Source organism: Sphingobium sp. L-44, from assembly GCF_056859495.1.
In genome coordinates, this window is sequence record NZ_JBSXOQ010000019.1 from 13,178 (window position 1) to 29,191 (window position 16,014).

Annotated in this window: 15 protein-coding genes and 1 pseudogene; 7 read left to right on the top strand and 9 right to left on the bottom strand. The window is 64.0% G+C overall.

What is annotated here, in order from left to right:
- Positions 1-1,443: a D-alanyl-D-alanine carboxypeptidase/D-alanyl-D-alanine endopeptidase gene (dacB, locus tag AC13EK_RS00825; RefSeq protein WP_234792400.1), complete on the bottom strand. Its 1,443-nt coding sequence runs from the start codon at positions 1,441-1,443 to the stop codon at positions 1-3.
- A gap of 220 nt (positions 1,444-1,663) precedes the next feature.
- Between dacB and AC13EK_RS00830 the strand changes: the two genes are divergently transcribed.
- Positions 1,664-2,767 carry a serine hydrolase domain-containing protein gene (locus tag AC13EK_RS00830; protein ID WP_234831943.1) on the top strand — a complete coding sequence of 368 codons (1,104 nt, stop codon included), beginning with the start codon at positions 1,664-1,666 and terminating at the stop codon, positions 2,765-2,767.
- Here the strand turns inward: AC13EK_RS00830 and AC13EK_RS00835 are convergent.
- From AC13EK_RS00835 to AC13EK_RS00850, 4 genes are read right to left on the bottom strand one after another with little or no spacing between them, the layout of a single operon-like run.
- Positions 2,764-3,780 (bottom strand): serine hydrolase domain-containing protein, encoded by a 1,017-nt coding sequence (locus AC13EK_RS00835; RefSeq protein WP_017502152.1) that lies wholly within the window; start codon positions 3,778-3,780, stop codon positions 2,764-2,766. The genes AC13EK_RS00830 and AC13EK_RS00835 overlap by 4 nt on opposite strands.
- An 8-nt stretch (positions 3,781-3,788) precedes the next feature.
- Complete coding sequence (locus AC13EK_RS00840) at positions 3,789-5,282, bottom strand: MFS transporter (protein WP_069337488.1); 1,494 nt, start codon at positions 5,280-5,282, stop codon at positions 3,789-3,791.
- Entirely contained in the window at positions 5,283-6,014 is a 732-nt protein-coding gene (locus AC13EK_RS00845) for a GntR family transcriptional regulator (RefSeq protein ID WP_017502154.1), read from the bottom strand.
- A 7-nt stretch (positions 6,015-6,021) separates the two neighbouring features.
- On the bottom strand, positions 6,022-6,912 hold the full coding sequence (locus AC13EK_RS00850) for an N-acetylmuramic acid 6-phosphate etherase (RefSeq protein WP_017502155.1): 891 nt from the start codon (positions 6,910-6,912) through the stop codon (positions 6,022-6,024).
- 172 nt (positions 6,913-7,084) lie between these two features.
- On the opposite strand from AC13EK_RS00850, the gene AC13EK_RS00855 reads away from it, so the two are divergent.
- From AC13EK_RS00855 to AC13EK_RS00870, 4 genes are read left to right on the top strand one after another with little or no spacing between them, the layout of a single operon-like run.
- On the top strand, positions 7,085-8,143 hold the full coding sequence (locus AC13EK_RS00855; protein WP_069337486.1) for an SIS domain-containing protein: 1,059 nt from the start codon (positions 7,085-7,087) through the stop codon (positions 8,141-8,143).
- A complete protein-coding gene (gene nagA / locus AC13EK_RS00860; protein WP_069337485.1) occupies positions 8,140-9,291 on the top strand; it encodes an N-acetylglucosamine-6-phosphate deacetylase in 1,152 nt (383 codons plus the stop codon). Before AC13EK_RS00855 ends, nagA begins: the two co-directional genes overlap by 4 nt.
- Entirely contained in the window at positions 9,288-10,985 is a 1,698-nt protein-coding gene (gene dld / locus AC13EK_RS00865) for a D-lactate dehydrogenase (protein ID WP_483021971.1), read from the top strand. Before nagA ends, dld begins: the two co-directional genes overlap by 4 nt.
- A complete protein-coding gene (locus tag AC13EK_RS00870) occupies positions 10,982-11,839 on the top strand; it encodes a glucosamine kinase nucleotide-binding domain-containing protein (protein ID WP_017502894.1) in 858 nt (285 codons plus the stop codon). The genes dld and AC13EK_RS00870 overlap by 4 nt, the downstream gene beginning before the upstream one ends.
- Before the next feature lie 254 nt (positions 11,840-12,093).
- Here AC13EK_RS00870 and AC13EK_RS00875 read toward each other — a convergent pair whose 3' ends face one another.
- Together AC13EK_RS00875 and AC13EK_RS00880 are read right to left on the bottom strand one after the other, a co-directional pair.
- Positions 12,094-12,810, bottom strand: coding sequence for a hypothetical protein (locus AC13EK_RS00875; protein ID WP_483021972.1), 717 nt, complete (start codon positions 12,808-12,810; stop codon positions 12,094-12,096).
- A 222-nt stretch (positions 12,811-13,032) separates the two neighbouring features.
- The gene (locus AC13EK_RS00880) at positions 13,033-13,236 is read right to left on the bottom strand and encodes a hypothetical protein (RefSeq protein ID WP_017502892.1); all 204 of its coding nucleotides are present in this window, start codon (positions 13,234-13,236) and stop codon (positions 13,033-13,035) included.
- A gap of 129 nt (positions 13,237-13,365) precedes the next feature.
- Here AC13EK_RS00880 and AC13EK_RS00885 point away from each other — a divergent pair.
- A pseudogene (locus AC13EK_RS00885) lies at positions 13,366-13,557 on the top strand (hypothetical protein); the annotation flags it as partial.
- Positions 13,558-13,674: 117 nt separating this feature from the next.
- Here AC13EK_RS00885 and AC13EK_RS00890 read toward each other — a convergent pair.
- The gene (locus AC13EK_RS00890; RefSeq protein WP_080727349.1) at positions 13,675-13,992 is read right to left on the bottom strand and encodes a hypothetical protein; all 318 of its coding nucleotides are present in this window, start codon (positions 13,990-13,992) and stop codon (positions 13,675-13,677) included.
- Positions 13,993-14,065: 73 nt separating this feature from the next.
- Between AC13EK_RS00890 and AC13EK_RS00895 the strand changes: the two genes are divergently transcribed.
- Positions 14,066-15,235 (top strand): Fic family protein, encoded by a 1,170-nt coding sequence (locus AC13EK_RS00895; protein WP_202968943.1) that lies wholly within the window; start codon positions 14,066-14,068, stop codon positions 15,233-15,235.
- Here AC13EK_RS00895 and AC13EK_RS00900 read toward each other — a convergent pair.
- Positions 15,216-15,773, bottom strand: a complete 558-nt coding sequence (locus AC13EK_RS00900; protein WP_257211715.1) for a transposase — start codon at positions 15,771-15,773, stop codon at positions 15,216-15,218. The genes AC13EK_RS00895 and AC13EK_RS00900 overlap by 20 nt on opposite strands.
- Between the last annotated feature and the right edge of the window lie 241 nt (positions 15,774-16,014).

Sequence of the window (16,014 nt, forward strand, 5' to 3'; positions counted from 1 at the left end):
TTATAGCGCCGCCGCTATGTCGACCAGCGCGCGGTCGACGGCGGCGGTGGCCTGTCCGTCAGTGCCATCGGGCATGTCGTTGGCGAGGGCGGAGAAGACCAAAGTGCGGCCGCTTTTCGTGATGAAATAGCCCGATACGGCGCGCGCGGCGTTGAGCGATCCGGTCTTGGCGAACAGCTTGCCTTCCAGCAGCGTGCCCTTGAAGCGGCCGCGCAGCGTGCCGTCATGTCCCGCGATCGGCAGCGTCTCGCGCCAGGCCATGCCCCAGGGCTGGCGGGCGATCCATGTGAGCAGGGTGACAGCGGCGCGCGGGGTGATCCGGTTATAGGATGACATGCCCGATCCGTCGGCGAAGCTGTAGCTGCTTTCAGGCAGACCGGCTTGCGCCATCAGTCGGTGAAGCGCGACTTGCCCATCGGCGATCGAGCCGCTCGCCTGCGCGCGGGACACGCGGCGCAGCATCAGGTCGGCGTGGAGATTCTGGCTCTGTTTGTTGATGATGCGCATGTCCTGCGCCAACGGCAGAGCAGGGAGTTGCGCAAGCATATCGGGCGAGGGCGGTTGGGCGGCAGGCGCGTCCTTGCGGATGGCAGGATCATCGGCGGGGGCAAGCGGGCGGTGGCGGGTGAGGATATCGCCATCGACCCTCACGCCGCGTGCGAGGAGCGCCTCGCGCAGCCGCCAGGCGGCATAATGGGCCGGATCGTCGATGCTGAAATGGAGCGTGGCGGGTCTTGCTTCCACGCCGATCGTGCCGGTCAGGCGGATGAGGCGGCTGTTGGGCGCGCGGTCGGCCGTGATCGCTTCGCTTTTGCCGAGGACGGTGATGATACGGTTGTCGATGCCGTAATAGGCCGGCGCGGTGACGGCTGGCGATGCGCCGATCGCGGCGGGCGCGACCGACGCCGTCACCTCATTATCGTCCAGCGTCAGCGCGGAAATGCCGGTGCCATAGCGTGACTGGATATTGTTCCAGCTCATCCCCGGTCCCCAGCGTTCGTCGGGAAACCAGCTATCGTCGCCCACGATGTTGCGCACATGGCGTGTCTTCGCGGCGACCGCGTCGGCCAGCGTCTGGAGGCAGTTGATCGTGCAGCCGTTCGCGCTGGACAGGCGCGCGTCGCCATGGCCGACCAGAATGACGTCGCCCCGATCGAGGCGGACGCCGGTGCCCCGTGCTGCGGCGTCGAGCGCGGGCAGATCGGCATAGGCGGTGGCGGTGGTGAACATCTTGGTATTGGAGGCTGGGATGAAGCGCTGGTCCGGGGCGATGGCGAGGATCGGCTCGCCATCCAGCGTGGCGACCATCAGGCCGTAGCGAGTGCCGGCAGGCCCCTGCGCCAGCTGCTGTTCGACCGCGCTGAGGAGCGGCGGCGGCGCATTTTGGGCGGAAAGGCTGGTCAGTGGCAGGGTGAGGGCGAGCAGGGGGAGGATGATACGCATGAGGTGGATCATAGAGAGCAGGCAGGGCAGGGGAATAGGGCGTGCACGGCGCAAGCCATAACCTGCGGCAATGGGGCGGACTTGCGGTGCTGGCGGGGATCGGACTAGCCTTTTGCGCATGCTGTCTCTTGTCCTAGCTCTCGCCTCCGCTCCCGTTGTTGCAGTCCCTGCGGTGCATCCGCCTGTCGCGATGGTTCGGGTGAGCTTCGATCGCACGGGCGTGACCGATAGCAAGGTCAGCGGCCCAGCCGACAAGGCGACGGGGCGGGCGCTGACCATTGATGATCCGGTGCGGGTTGCGTCCATTTCCAAACTGGTTGTTGCCATCGGTGTCATGCGGCTGGTGGAGGCGGGCAAGCTGCACCTGGACCAGGACGTGTCCGACTGGCTGGGCTACAGGCTGCGCCACCCCGGCTTTCCCGATCGGCCGATCACGCTGCGACTGCTGTTGTCGCACCGGTCCGGGCTGGTCGACAGCGCCGGCTATGCACTACCGCTGAATGCGGACATGCGCGCCACCCTGGCCAAGGCGGAAGCATGGGATGCGCACCACGGGCCCGGCGACTGGTATGCCTATACCAATCTCAACTTTCCGGTCGTCGCTGCCGTCATGGAGCGGGCGACCGGGGAGCGGTTCGACCGATTGATGGATCGGCTGGTGCTAAAGCCGCTGAAACTGGACGCCTGCTATAACTGGTCGACTTGTTCGGATGCCCGCGCTGCGCAGGCGGTGGTGCTCTATCAGGACGGGCAGCCGGTGCGGGACGATAATAAGGGCGCGAAGCCAGACTGCACCGTGACGCCGGCCCGCGATGGCAGTTGCGATCTGTCGACCTGGGTTGCAGGGCGCAATGGCGCGATCTTCTCTCCGCAGGGCGGTCTACGGATTTCGGCGCGCGGACTGGCGACGGTGGGCCGCCTGTTTCTGGGGCGTGGCGTGGTCGATGGCCGGCGCCTGCTGAGCGCGCAGAGCATGACGCAACTGATGACGCCGCTATGGACCTATGGCGGCGTCGATGCCGCCAATGGCGTGACCGGGGAAGCCGATACGGGTGACACGAACACCGGTTTCACCTGCCGCTATGGTCTGGCGATTGCTTTCCTTGCGACGTCCGCCAAGGGTTGTGCCGACGATCCGTTCGGCGATGGCCGCCAGCGTATCGGCCATGCCGGCGATGCCTATGGCCTGAAGTCCGGACTGTGGATCGATCCGAAGCGCGGTACAGGCGTGCTCTATTTCGCGACGGATGTTCCGGCCGGGCGTGGCGCGGTCAGCGCCTATACGCCGGTCGAGGAAGGGTTGGCGCAGGGGCAGCTCCCCTAAGCGGCATCCCACGCCGCGATCAGCGCGTCGCCCACCGCAGGGCGCAGGGTGAAGATGCCGCTGTCGGCATGGCGGGTGGGATGAACGCGGTTGGTGAGCAGGGTCCAGGCGAGGCCGCGCTCGAAATCGATCCATAGACCCGTGCCGGTGAAGCCGGTGTGGCCGATCGTTGCGGTCGAACAGGCGTCGCCGCCTGACCAGCTGGCAAAGGCGCGTTCCCAGCCGCAAGTGCGGTGGCCCAGTTGCGCGGTGCGGGTCTGGGCCAGCATCGCGGGGGATAGGATCGAGCCGTCGAGCATCGTTCTGGCAAAGCCCAGCACGCCGTCGACCGTGCCGAACAGGCCGGCATGGCCCGGCGCGCCGCCCAGTGCGGCGGCATTTTCGTCATGCACTTCGCCCTTGAGCACCCGTCCGCGCCAGCTGCATGCCTCGGTCGCGACGGCGGGGCCAGGGGGCGGGCCGTAGGACAGGCCATCGCCCAGCGGCCAGTCGCTGAGCGGCGCACCGGTGATGCGTTCGATCGCGATGCCGAGCATTATGAAATTGATGTCGGAATAGACTGGCGGGCCATGGTGCCATTCGCGCTGGAGGACGAAGGCGCGCAGCCGCGCGGGATCATCGCCATAGGTGTAGATCGGCTCAACCGCGGGCAGGAAGCTGCGGTGGGCGAGGCAATCACGGAAGGTCAGCTTGCGTTCCGCTGCATTGGCGACGTCATATTGGCGCAGGTCGGGAATGGCGTCGGTCAGAGGACGGTCGAGATCGAGTCGGCCCTGCTCCGCCAGTTGCAAGATCATGGTGGTGGTGGCGATCACCTTCGATACGGAGGCGAGGTCGAACCAGTGGTGGCGGGTCAGGGCTTCGCGTTCGGGCAAGATGGCGGCTGAACCGACCAGGCGCACTGCGCTTTTGCCGTCGGCACTGACGATGCCAAGGGTCGCGCCGGGGATGCGGCCACTGGCGACCGCTTCGACCGCCGGGGCGAAGGCGGCTTCGCAGATTTCATCTATCATTATTGCTCCTAAACGGTTCTGGCCCGAACGCGCATGACGATCGGCAGGAAGAAGATGGCGGCGAAGCTGAGCGCGCCCGACAGGATGAAAAAGCCGTCATAGCCGATCTGCTTCTGGATCGCGCCGGCCGCGCCGCCGATCAGGCGGGGCAGCAGGAAGGCGAAGCCCGACAGGAAGGCATATTGGGTGCCGGGATAGCGCGGGCTGACCAGCATGGAGAGATAGACGACAAAGACGGCGCCTTCCAGGCCATGGCCGAACTGGTCCACGCCCGCCGCGACATACAGGACGAAGCCGGACGGTTCGGCATACCAGAGCCAGACGAACACCCAGTTGCCGATGGCCGAGGCGCAGGCGCCGATGATAAGCGCGACCGTCATCGGCAGGCGCGCGGCGCACAGGCCGCCCAGCGCCACGCCGGCCATGGAACAGGTGAGGGCGACGACGCCGTCAGCCATGCTGATCTGTTCCAGGCTGTAGCCCGCCGCATTCCACAGCGGATGCGAGAGGGTGAGTGTCAGCACGTCGCCCATACGGTAGAAGGAGACGAAGGCCAGCACCGGCAGCACGGCATAGCCATAGCGCCAGAAAATCTCGACATAGGGGGCGATGAAGCCGGGCATTTTCGCCGGCGCATCGGCCGGCAGGCGGCGGATGCGCGGCAGGGCGATGGCGAGCGCGACGAAGGGCAGCAGCGCGACTGCCAGCACGATCGGCGTAACATTGGTTTGGGCGGAAAAGCCCGCGCTCTGCACGGCAGAGAGTAGTACCCAGCCGATCAGCGCGGTGGCCGCGCCGGTGACGGCGAGGATGACGAGGCTAACGAGGGTGCCGCTGATTAGAGCGCCGGTGCGGCCTTTCGTCTTTTCCTGTTCCGAGCGCATGGCGGCGAGAATGGGGAAGGGGAGGAAGGCGGCGATGGCGATGGCGAGATAGGCCCAGGTCCAGTCGGCCCAGGCGGCGACAAGCACCGCGCCGCTGCCCGCCGCGACCATGGCGCTGCGATAGCCCCACAGGTTTGCGGCGACGATCGGCCCCTGCTGCGCCTGTGTGGGCGCCAGTTCGATGCGCCAGCCATCGGCCGCGACTTCCAACGTGGTCGTCCAGAAGGCGAGCAGGATCGCGAAGAGCGCTGTAAGCGGCAGGCTCTGGTCGCTGGAGGTGAAGGCCATGGCGACCATGGAGAAGAAGATGCCGAGTTGCGACAGCATGATCCAGCCGCGCCGCCTGCCCCAGAAATGGGAGAAGCCGGGTACGCTGTAGCGATCCAGCAAAGGCGCCCAGACGAATTTGAAGGTCGGCAGCAGCGCGATCCACGCAAAGAAGCCGATGATGACGATGTCGATGCCATGCCGCGCGAGCCGCAGCGTCAGCACCGCATTGAACATGTAGAAGGGCAGGCCGGCGGAAAAACCGAGGAGGAGATAGAGGCCCAGCGTGCGGAGCGGCGGGCGCTCTGGCGTGGGGCCTTCGGTCAGATCGGCGGCGATCGATGCTGTCATTCAGCCGATTTCCTTGAGTTCAGTCACAAAGTCATAGCGGTCGCCGCGATAGACGGAGCGGGTAAATTCGACCGCCCGGCCACCGGGGATGCGGGTGATGCGTTCGATACGCAGCACTTCGCTATTCTGGCGGACACAGAGCAGGCCGGCTTCGGTCGGCGTGGCGAGCGAGGCTCGGACGCGCTGCGTGCCGGAGGTAGGACGGAAACCGGCCCGGCCCATCGCCTCATAGAGGGAGTCGCCGATGGTCGTGAGGTCGGGCAGGCAATCGGCCGGAACGATGGCATGTTCGATCGCCAGCGGCTCGCCGCCCGATAGGCGCACGCGGCCAAGGCGGGCGACGCGGGCGGACGGGGAAATAGAAAGCGCGGCGGCCTCTTCCTCGGTCGGCTGGGCATAGCTTTTCATCATCCAGATGACGCCGGGATCTTCGCCGCGTGACAGGGCATCATGGGTGAAACTGGACAGGACGGAGGCGGGCGTTTCGATCCGGCGGGCGACGAAGGTGCCGGAACCCTGCTTGCGGAACAGCACGCCTTCCTCGATCAGCTGTTCGATCGCTTTGCGCACGGTGACGCGCGAAATGCCGGCCATTTCGCTGAGGTCGCGTTCGGACGGCAGGGCGTTGCCCGGTATGATCCCGCCGCTTTCGATATGATCGCGCAGATTGCGCGCCAGTTGCAGGTAGAGCGGCGTCCCGTCTTCCCCCCGTGCGACCAGTTTTTCCCGCATGTCCCCCCTATTCCCCCCCTTGCGCGGCGCGCATCGCGTCCGGCAGATTCTGGCCGTGGATTTCAAGAAGACGGTGCGCTTCGTGCGTTGCTACCCCCATGGCAACAAGCACCGCCTGCTTGATGTCCTGTCCCGCTGCATCGAGTGCGCGCGATGCGGCGGCCATGTCCACATCGGCAATGTCGCGCACCATGGCCTCTCCACGCAAGCGCAGCTTTTCGTTGGAAATGCGCATGTTGACCATACGGCCGCGATAGACGAGGCCCATGCGCAGCATGATTGCGGTGGACAGGATGTTGAGCGTCGCCTTTTGCGCGGTGCCCGCCTTCATCCGGGTGGAGCCGGCGACGATTTCGGTGCCGGTTTCCGCGACTAGCCCGTGGTCGGCGGCGGCGGGCAGAGCGGTATCGCAATTGTTGGCGACGGCAATGGTCAGCGCGCCAGCCTCTCGAGCGGCAGCGATGGCGGCGAGCGTGTAGGGGGTGCGTCCGCTGGCGGCGACACCGATCACCACATCCTGCGGGCCGACGGCGGCATCGGCGATTTCGGCGCGGGCTGCGTCCGCATCATCCTCCGCCCCTTCGGCCGCTTCGGTGAGCGCTGCTAGGCCACCCGCCATTAGGAATAAGAGGCGTTCTTGCGGCCAGTTATAAGTGGGATAAAGTTCGACGCCATCCTGTACCGCGATGCGGCCGGAGGTGCCGGCGCCGACATAGACCAGTCGCCCCTGCGTGCCGAGGCGCGCGGCGGCGGCTTCGGAGGCCAGTGCGATGGCCTTCGCCTGCGATCCGATGGCCGCGATGGCGGCCATCTGCCCTTCCAGCATCGCTTCGACCGCGCGAATGGTCGGCCATTGGTCGATGTCGACATAGCGCGGATCGATGGTTTCGGTACTCATGGACACTCCGTGGCCGGTCGTTGACGCCCGGCTTTAATCGGTTCAACTTCATGCGCAGCAGGCAGTATGTGTGCAAGCGGCGCTTCTGGCATGTGGTATTGTCCTTGTTGCATTTCGATGCAACCAAAATAAATCCAATTGCCTTTTTTCGTTCATTTGGTATTGTTTCGGCATGATCGCGATACAGGATAAGAGCCGTACCACGCTGATGGCGCGTGAGGCGGCTGAAGCGCCGGAACGCTGTGCGGCGCAGATTGCGCGCAATGCCGGTCTGATGCGGGAGGTTGGGCAGCGGCTGCGCGTGCTGGCGCCGCCCTTTGCCGCAACGCTGGCGCGGGGCAGTTCGGATCAGGCGGCGGCCTTTGCCAAGGTGCTGCTGGAAACGCGGGCGGGCTTGCCGACATTGAGTCATGCGCCATCGATTGGCTCGTTGTACAAGGCGACGTCGCCGCGCTTCAAAGGCGTGCCGCTGATTGCCATTTCGCAGTCGGGGCGCAGCCCGGACCTGATCGCCGCAGCGGTGGATGCGCAGCGGCAGGGCGCGCTGGTGGTCACCATCGTCAATGATGATGCGTCGCCGCTGGCGGAGTTGGCGGATATCTGCATTCCCATCCATGCTGGCCCGGAAACCAGCGTGGCGGCGACCAAGAGCTTCATCGGTACGTTGGTCGCGTTGGCGCACCTGGGGGCGGAATGGAGCGAGGACAAGGCGTTGCTGGCGGCTTTGGCGTCTGTCGGCGATGTGCTGGAGGCGGCGGTTGCGGCCGACTGGACCGGGGCTGTGCCGTTGCTGAAAGAGCCAGGCAATATGCTGGTGCTGGGGCGCGGCCTGACCCTGCCGATCGCGGGGGAAGCGGCGCTGAAGTTCAAGGAAACGTCGAGCCTGCATGCCGAGGCGTTCAGCATTGCGGAGGTGGCGCATGGGCCCATGACGTTGATCGGCGAGGGTGATCCGGTGTTGGCGCTGGGACCGATCGATGCGGCGCGGGCCGGGCTGCGCGAACGGCTGGAGGATTTCCGGGCGCGTGGGGCGCAGGTGATTGCGGTGGGCCATCCTGATGATGTGGCGGCGGCGACGCTGGCGTTGCCGGGGCAATGGGATGTGCATCCGGTGCTGAATGCGATCGCGCAAATACAGAGCTTCTATGGCCTCGCCAATGCGCTGTCGCTGGCGCGCGGGTATAATCCCGACGCGCCGCCGCATCTGGCTAAGGTGACGCGGACGCTATGAACGGGCAGGCGCTTGTCGGTGCAGCGATCGTGCAGCCGGATGGGATTGCCGATGATGGCGCGCTGCTGCTTGAAGGCGGGCATATCCTTGGCATCGTGGCGCGGGACGCGGTGCCAGCAGGATATGATACGGTAGCGCTGGAGGGCGGATGGCTGCTACCCGGCTTTATCGACACGCAGGTCAATGGCGGCGGCAACATACTGTTGAATGATCAGCCTGATGTGGAGGGCATCCGCGCGATTGCGAGCGCGCATCGGCGGTTCGGGACGACGGGTCTGTTGCCGACGTTGATCAGCGATGATGCGGATGTGGTCGATGCGGTAATCGCGGCAGGAGAAGCTGCGCTCGTGCAGGGCGTGCCCGGCGTCCTGGGCCTGCATATCGAGGGGCCGCACCTCAACCCGGTGAAGAAAGGCATTCATGACGCCGCCAAATTCACCGCCATCGATCCCAAGGTGCTGGAGCGGCTGACGCGGCCGACGATCGGGCGGCGGATCGTGACGCTGGCGCCGGAACTGGCACCGTCGGGGGCTATCCGGGCGTTGCGTGATGCGGGGGTTCTGGTCGCGGCGGGGCATAGCCTGGCTGATTATGACCAGACGGTCGCGGCGCTAAGCGAAGGCTTGAACGGCTTCACCCATCTGTTCAACGCGATGACGCAGATGGGAAGCAGGGAGCCGGGCATGGTGGCGGCCGCATTGCTGGATCGGAGCAGCCATTTCGGCCTGATCGTCGATGGAGTACATGTGCATCCAGCGACCCTGCGTGTGGCAATTGCTGCGCGCGGACTAGAGGGTGCGATGTTGGTGACGGACGCGATGCCGCCGGTGGGAGGTGCGCAGCGTAGCTTCACCCTGATGGGACAGTCTATCCATGTCGTGGATGGCATATGCCGCGGGCCGGACGGAACGCTGGCGGGATCGGCGCTCAATATGGCGCAGGCGTTTCGCAACGCGATAGACATGATGGGCTGTTCCATGGTTGAAGCGTCGCGCATGGCGAGCGGCAATCCGGCGCGCTTTTTGCGGCTGGAGGATCGCAAAGGCGCGATAGCGCCTGGGCTGTGCGCGGATCTTGTTCACATGGACTGCGACCGGCAGGTGCGGCGGACCTGGATCAATGGGGAGATGGAGGAGAGCAGCGAATGAGGGGCCTGCTGCCCCGGCTGCGCGCGATCGTGGGCGCGCGCCATGTGCTGACTGGCTCACAGGCGACCGCGCGCTATCGCCATGGCTATCGTACCGGATCGGGCGCTGCGCTGGCAGTAGTGCGGCCGGGCAGTCTGGTCGAGCAGTGGCGAGTGGCGCAGGCCTGTGTGGCGGCAGATGTGTCGATCATTATGCAGGCGTCCAATACCGGGCTGACCGGCGGATCGACGCCCAATGGCGATGGTTATCCCGGCGGCTGCGTGATCATCAGCACAACGCGGATCAACGGGCTGCATCTTATCCGCAATGGTGCGCAAGTCGTCTGCCTGCCCGGTACGACGCTTTATGCGCTGGAAAAGGCGCTGGCGCCGCTGGGGCGAGAGCCGCATTCGGTGATCGGCTCCTCCTGCTTCGGCGCGTCGGTGGTGGGAGGCGTGTGCAATAATTCGGGCGGATCGCTGGTGCAGCGCGGGCCTGCCTATACGCAGCTCAGTCTCTATGGCCAGATCGGCGCGGACGGGGCGTTGCGGCTGGTCAATCATCTGGGCGTGGCGCTGGGCGATGATCCCGAAGAGATGCTGCGGCGGCTGGAGAGTGGCGACTTCCGGCCCGACGATGTCGATGCGGCGGCGGATCGATGGGCGCATGACTGTGGTTATGCCGGCCATGTGCGCGATATCGACAGCGCGACGCCCGCTCGATTCAATGCCGACAGTCGATGCCTGTATGAAGCTGCGGGCAGCGCCGGCAAGATCATCGTCTTTGCCGTGCGGCTGGACAGTTTCGTGAAGGAAGAAGGCGCCACCACCTTCTATATCGGGACCAATGATCCCGCACAGTTGACGGCGATACGGCGCACCATATTGGGTGAATTCAGCCTTCTGCCGGTGGCGGGCGAATATATGCACCGCGACGCGTTCGACATTGCCGATGGTTATGGCAAGGACATGTTCATCGCGATCGAGCGGCTGGGGACGGACCGGCTGCCCCGGTTGTTTGCATTGAAATCACGGGTTGATGCGCTTCCCCTTGTCGGGGCGGGGTTTAGCGACCGGATAATGCAGCGTATCGGCCGGATGCTGCCCGATCATCTGCCGCCTGAGATGCGCGCCTGGCGCAATAGGTTCGAGCATCATCTGCTGCTCAAGATGCCGTTGGCGGCGGTTGCGGATACCCGCGCTTTACTCACCGATCTATTTGTCGCCGGCGAGGGGGGGTATTTTGAGTGTAGCCCAGCGCTGGCGGCCAAGGCGTTCCTGCATCGCTTCGTCGCGGCGGGGGCGGCGGTGCGTTATCGCGCAGTGCATGCTCGCGAAGTCGAGGATATCGTGCCACTGGACGTAGCTTTGCCGCGCAATATACCGGAATGGCAGGAGAAATTGCCGCCGGATCTGGCGGCGCAGAGCATCCATAGCCTCTATTATGGCCATTTTATGTGCCATGTGTTCCATCAGGATTATATCGTTCGTAAAGGCGTAGACCTGCTGGCTTTCGAGCATCGCATCTGGGCGCTGCTCGATGAGCGCGGTGCGGAATATCCAGCCGAACATAATGTTGGCCATCTCTACAAGGCAAAGCCCGATCTTGCGGATTTCTATCGCCAGATCGACCCGCGCAACCAGTGCAATCCCGGCATCGGCCAGACAGTGCGGGCGCGCCATTGGGGCGAACAGCAAAAGGAAGTTCCATCATGAGCTATTTTTTGGGCATCGATGCGGGTGGCAGTAATTGCCGTGCGCGGCTGATCGACAGTGAAGGCAATGTGATCGGCACAGGACAGGGCGGAACGGCCAATGCTCGGATCGGCCTGGAAGCGCTCTATACGACATTGTGCGCGGTATCCAATCAAGCGATCGCTGAAGCGGGACTTTCTTCGATGCAGGTAGAAACGATCCGTGCGGGCATGGGCATTGCCGGCATTTCTCGACCGGGTGTGCGCGACGCGCTGGAGAGGTTCGCCTTTCCCTTTGCCTCAGTCAATTATGGGACGGACGCCTTCATCGCCAACTTAGGGGCGCATGGCGGCGCAGATGGGGCAATCCTTATTTTAGGAACGGGGAGTATCGCGCAGGTGCGCGCAGGTGGCCGGGACTTTACCATCGGTGGCTATGGTTTCCCTATATCAGATGAGGGCAGCGGCGCTGCACTGGGCTTGAGCGCAATGCGCCATGCTCTGCGCGCATTGGACGGGCGATCACAGGCCACTCCTCTGAGCCGAGCGGTAACAGAGCGGTTCGATCATGACACAACGAAGGCGATCGGCTGGATGGATAAGGCTACGCCTAAGGACTACGGCAGTTTTGCGCCTCTGGTGATGGACTACGCTGAAGCGGATGATGCCATTGCTCGTTCGATCGTCGAGGATGCGGTCCAGCATATCGAACGGTTCATCGAGACAATTTTTGAACGCGGAGCTAGCCGCTGCACGCTGGTCGGCGGATTGGCCGATCGCATGCAGCCTTGGCTGCGGGCGCGAACGGTGGGGCGGTTGAGCCCTAAGTTGGGCGATCCGCTGGACGGTGCATTGCTCTTTGCCAGCTATTTGTGATGCATTTCTTGGTTTCACAATTTTGGGGTTAGGGTCGATTATGCGCAGAACATTCAGGGCACTTGCCGCACTTCAATCCGCCTGCCCGCTGACAATCCTGGCGCGGATCGACATTCAGAGTAACCAGATCGTGGCGGCGTCGCGGTTTGTGAAGCCGGCGAAGTGGATGGTGCGGCGATCGTAGCGTGTTGCGAAGCGGCGGAAGTGTTTGAGCCTGCCGAAGCATCGTTCGATACGATTGCGGTGTTTGTAGATCAGCGTGTCATGCGGGATGGCGACCTTACGGCAGCGGTTTGAAGGTATGACCGCTTCGGGCCCATTTTCGCGATGATTGTCCGTAAAGCATTGCTGTCATAAGCTTTGTCGGCGAGCACGACGCCGCCTTCCTGCCCGTGCAGCAGGGCCGGCGCTTGGGTAACGTCGCCAGTCTGGCCGGGCGTGATGATGAAGCGCGGCCGTCTGGGTGCTTTCTGCGCCTCGCCGACGAGCCTGATGCGCAGCAGGCGCGCACTCGCCACCTTGTCGAACCGCAGGGTCACGGCCGTGAGCGCGGCGTCGCAGCGCGGCGCGCGAAAGGCAAGCTGTCCGCCGGCCCGCCAATGGGGCCCGAAATCACCGCTGCGCACATGCTGGCGCTCCACCGCGCCATCGGCAAAGGTGAATGCGACGCCGAGACGATCGAAACGCGAGCTGTGGACGATCAGCGACAGGTCGTCGGGCTCCCCTGCGCGAGCGGGCAGCGTCGCGCGAAGCCAGAGTGTTCCCTTCTGATATCCTAGAGGCGCGCCGCGACAGGCGAAGGGGGAAGGCGCGCGATCGCCCTGCGCCACCGCCTGGCTCACGGCATGGCATAAAGGATGGCCGATCCGCAGCATTTCCGCGGCGGCGGGGGAGGACCATCCAAGTGCCATCATCACCATGCATGCGATCATGCACAGGAGAGGGAGGATGGTCCGGAAAAGGCGCGGCATGAGCGATTCGCACATCATCGCGGCGCGGCCTATGACAAAATCCCCAACAGATCATGGACAATGCGATGAATGCGCGTGGACGCCGCGGATTCTTCCGCTACCCGCGCCGGGGCCTGGCGAATGCGCGGAGGCGGGGGCTTGTGGCTGTTCCCTGGCGGACGGGAGAGGCGGAGCATCGGCGCGTGCGTGCCCATGGCATCAAGCCTGCGGGACGGAGGGCGGTCAGCGACGCGCGCCACCGCGCGCCATTGCGGCACGGCGGAGGCTCAGCCTTGACGGGCGCGATTGGCTGTCGGGCGCGCTGGCGGTCGGCTGGGCGACGCGGGAGGTGTGAGACACCCTGCTTTCACCCGCATGCGCGGCGGGCCGGTCGATGTCGAGTTTGAGACGCAGGCGCTTGAGCCTGGTCAATCGGGTGCTGGGCATGATGGAATTCCCCCCTCGTCGAAAATGTGTCGGACGCCCGTCTAGCGACTTCGAGCCCAGGAGGTGCGAATGCCTCACAGGAGCAGAAATTTCCCGAAAAATGCCGCGCTCGGCATGTGGGGCGCCTTGCTTGCCGACAAAGGCTATGATGGCGACCGCTTCCGCGAGAACCTGCTCCTGAGCAACATTTTGCCGGTCATCCCACCGCGTTCGAACCGCAAGGTTATCCGCATCGCCGCCTATCTCAACTGGGTGTTCGAAAATCAGGACCAGAACGGGGCCGAGGCCCGATCCGCGTGCAAGCCCGCAAGGCGCAAATGACATGCCACGCGGCACGCGGCGCGAGCTCATCGGCATACTGCTTGGCGATGATCCTTATCCCGTGCTGCGTGTCGCCGATGGAAATGGCGGCTCGATTGCAGCAGCTCCTGCCGCCATTTAACGAAAATCCCGCGTCTTCACCTTGATGCCCTGGGTCGGCTGACCCGGAATGATGTCCAAGCCGTGGTCGGAAAGATCGCTGGGACCTCGCTCCAGCGGCTTGTTGGTGGCATCATGCGGATTGGGGGCCATGGCGCTTCGGACGATATCGGCACGGCTGCCTACTGTTGCGAAATGGGCGTCAAGTGCAACCGAAGCGTAGGCCTGTCGGAACGGGGTGCCGCGACGGAGGGCGAACTTTGGCAAGAAGATCGGCCAAATGACCGGCCAAATTGCCACTCCATAGCCCATCAGGCAGTGCTGAAAGTAAAGCATAAAGGCTGGGAAAACGGCTATTCTTGGGCTAATGTGAGCATAAGAGAACCGGCTAGAAGGATCGGCCAAAACTGTGGCAGTGAACGTCGAATCCCCCACACAGATCGAGCCTGCACGGATCGATGCACCGGCCGGTGATTTGCCGGATCTCGTCGTCGAAATAGCAGCCAGGGCCGAAGGTCTCGGGCGAGCACTTCATCCGCAGACCGCACTCCATCTAGCCAGCCTCGTGCGAGTGATGAACACCTACTACAGTAACCTCATCGAGGGGCACCGCACCCGTCCACGGGATATCGAGCGCGCGTTGGCCGGCGAACGCGATGACGATCAACGAGATCTCATGGCCGAAGCTGCCGCGCATTACCGCGTACAGGAAGCCATCGATCGCGCTGCCATTCATGGCGAACTTCCCGATCCTGCCGACCCAAATTTTATCCTGCAACTGCACCGCGATTTCTACGCGGATGCCTCGATCGACATGCTCACCGTGCGCGGTGGGGAGCGAAGCTTTGTCATGACGCCGGGCGAATGGCGATCAAGGGCCGAGCACGATGTCCAGATCGGCCGCCACACTCCGCCATCGTCGGCCAGAGTGGCCGATTTCATGAGCTATTTCTTCTCGCGGTTTGCCTTTGAACCCAAGGATGGAATGCGCTTGACCGCAGTGGGAGCCGGGAAAGCAAAGCGTATACTGGCACTGGCAACAGCACACCACCGGTTCAATTGGATTCACCCCTTTCCCGATGGCAATGGCCGGGTTAGTCGGTTGATGAGCCACGCCATGGCGCTCAAGGCAGGGATCGGCGCGCACGGGCTATGGTCGGTATCTCGAGGGCTTGCGCGCGGGCTGGAGCCCGGAGATGCTGGCCGGACAGAATATCGCAAATACATGGCCTTAGCCGATGCACCGCGCCAGGGAGATCGCGATGGCCGGGGAAACCTTTCCGAAGCGCATCTGGTGGGATTTGCTGAGTGGTTTCTCAAAGTCTGTCTCGATCAAATCAGCTACATGTCGGGCGTCTTCGAACTCGACACCCTATCGAAGCGGCTTGAGCGCCATGTGTTGATCACAGATGGCTTGTCTCCGGAGAGTAACTGGTTACTCCAGGAAGCCCTTATTCGAGGAGAATTCGAGCGGGGTGCAGCTCCGCGCCTTACGGGTCTGCCCGAGCGCAGCGCGCGACGCGTCCTAAAGGGCCCCTGTGCATTATTCGGACACAGATTCACGGTAGCGGTTTTGTGAGCAGCGGCAGAAGGCCTTCCGCGTCGAGATTGAGGCGGTCGGACCAGATATAATCGCCAGTGAGATTGATCCGGTCCCATCCCAGCGGTGACAGCCGGGACAACATGGCGGGTTCGATCGGCGTGCCCCGGCGTCGCAATTCGCCGATGGCGCGACCGAGATAGCGGCAATTGAACAGGATGATGGCGGAAGTCACCAGGTTGAGGGCAGCCGCGCGGGTCTGCTGGTTGTCCATGCCGCGGTCACGGAAGCGGCCGAGGCGATGGAAGGCGACAGCCCGGGCCAGGCTATTGCGTGCCTCGCCCTTGTTCAACTCGGCGGTGACGGTGCGGCGAAGATCGCTGTCTTCAAACCAGCGCAGCGTGAACAGCGTACGCTCGATCCGCCCGACCTCACGCAGAGCGGCCGCAAGACTGTTTTGTTGCCGGTAGGCAGACAGCTTCTTCAGGATCAGCGATGGCGTTACGGTGCGGTCTCGCATCGCCCCTATCACCTGGGATATCTCGTCCCAGTGGGGGGGCGGTGAGAGGATGGGCAAAAACGTACGCTCTCATGACTGCCATCCGAGACGCTGGCCGCAAGGCTCTCAATCTACCCCCGGATAGCCGCGCAGTCTAAGCGTTCGCTGATTGTTCGTCCTTAGCGTTGCGTGTGGATGGCTCCCGCGTTGCGGTGCGATTTTCTGACGTTCTGACATGCCATATCGAGTGCAGTCGCGTGTCCGGCCTTTATGTGCAGCCTTTATACGGCTGCTGGCCTTGAAGGATTCCGCCAGCCCT

Bases quoted from the DNA above. Each gene is read 5' to 3' on its own strand.
- AC13EK_RS00835 (WP_017502152.1), bottom strand. From the start codon at position 3,780: ATGATAGATGAAATCTGCGAAGCCGCCTTCGCCCCGGCGGTCGAAGCG.
- AC13EK_RS00840 (WP_069337488.1), bottom strand. From the start codon at position 5,282: ATGACAGCATCGATCGCCGCCGATCTGACCGAAGGCCCCACGCCAGAG.
- dld (WP_483021971.1), top strand. From the start codon at position 9,288: ATGAGGGGCCTGCTGCCCCGGCTGCGCGCGATCGTGGGCGCGCGCCAT.
- dacB (WP_234792400.1), bottom strand. From the start codon at position 1,443: ATGCGTATCATCCTCCCCCTGCTCGCCCTCACCCTGCCACTGACCAGC.
- AC13EK_RS00870 (WP_017502894.1), top strand. From the start codon at position 10,982: ATGAGCTATTTTTTGGGCATCGATGCGGGTGGCAGTAATTGCCGTGCG.
- nagA (WP_069337485.1), top strand. From the start codon at position 8,140: ATGAACGGGCAGGCGCTTGTCGGTGCAGCGATCGTGCAGCCGGATGGG.
- AC13EK_RS00850 (WP_017502155.1), bottom strand. From the start codon at position 6,912: ATGAGTACCGAAACCATCGATCCGCGCTATGTCGACATCGACCAATGG.
- AC13EK_RS00880 (WP_017502892.1), bottom strand. From the start codon at position 13,236: ATGCCCAGCACCCGATTGACCAGGCTCAAGCGCCTGCGTCTCAAACTC.
- AC13EK_RS00855 (WP_069337486.1), top strand. From the start codon at position 7,085: ATGATCGCGATACAGGATAAGAGCCGTACCACGCTGATGGCGCGTGAG.
- AC13EK_RS00875 (WP_483021972.1), bottom strand. From the start codon at position 12,810: ATGCCGCGCCTTTTCCGGACCATCCTCCCTCTCCTGTGCATGATCGCA.
- AC13EK_RS00845 (WP_017502154.1), bottom strand. From the start codon at position 6,014: ATGCGGGAAAAACTGGTCGCACGGGGGGAAGACGGGACGCCGCTCTAC.
- AC13EK_RS00890 (WP_080727349.1), bottom strand. From the start codon at position 13,992: ATGCTTTACTTTCAGCACTGCCTGATGGGCTATGGAGTGGCAATTTGG.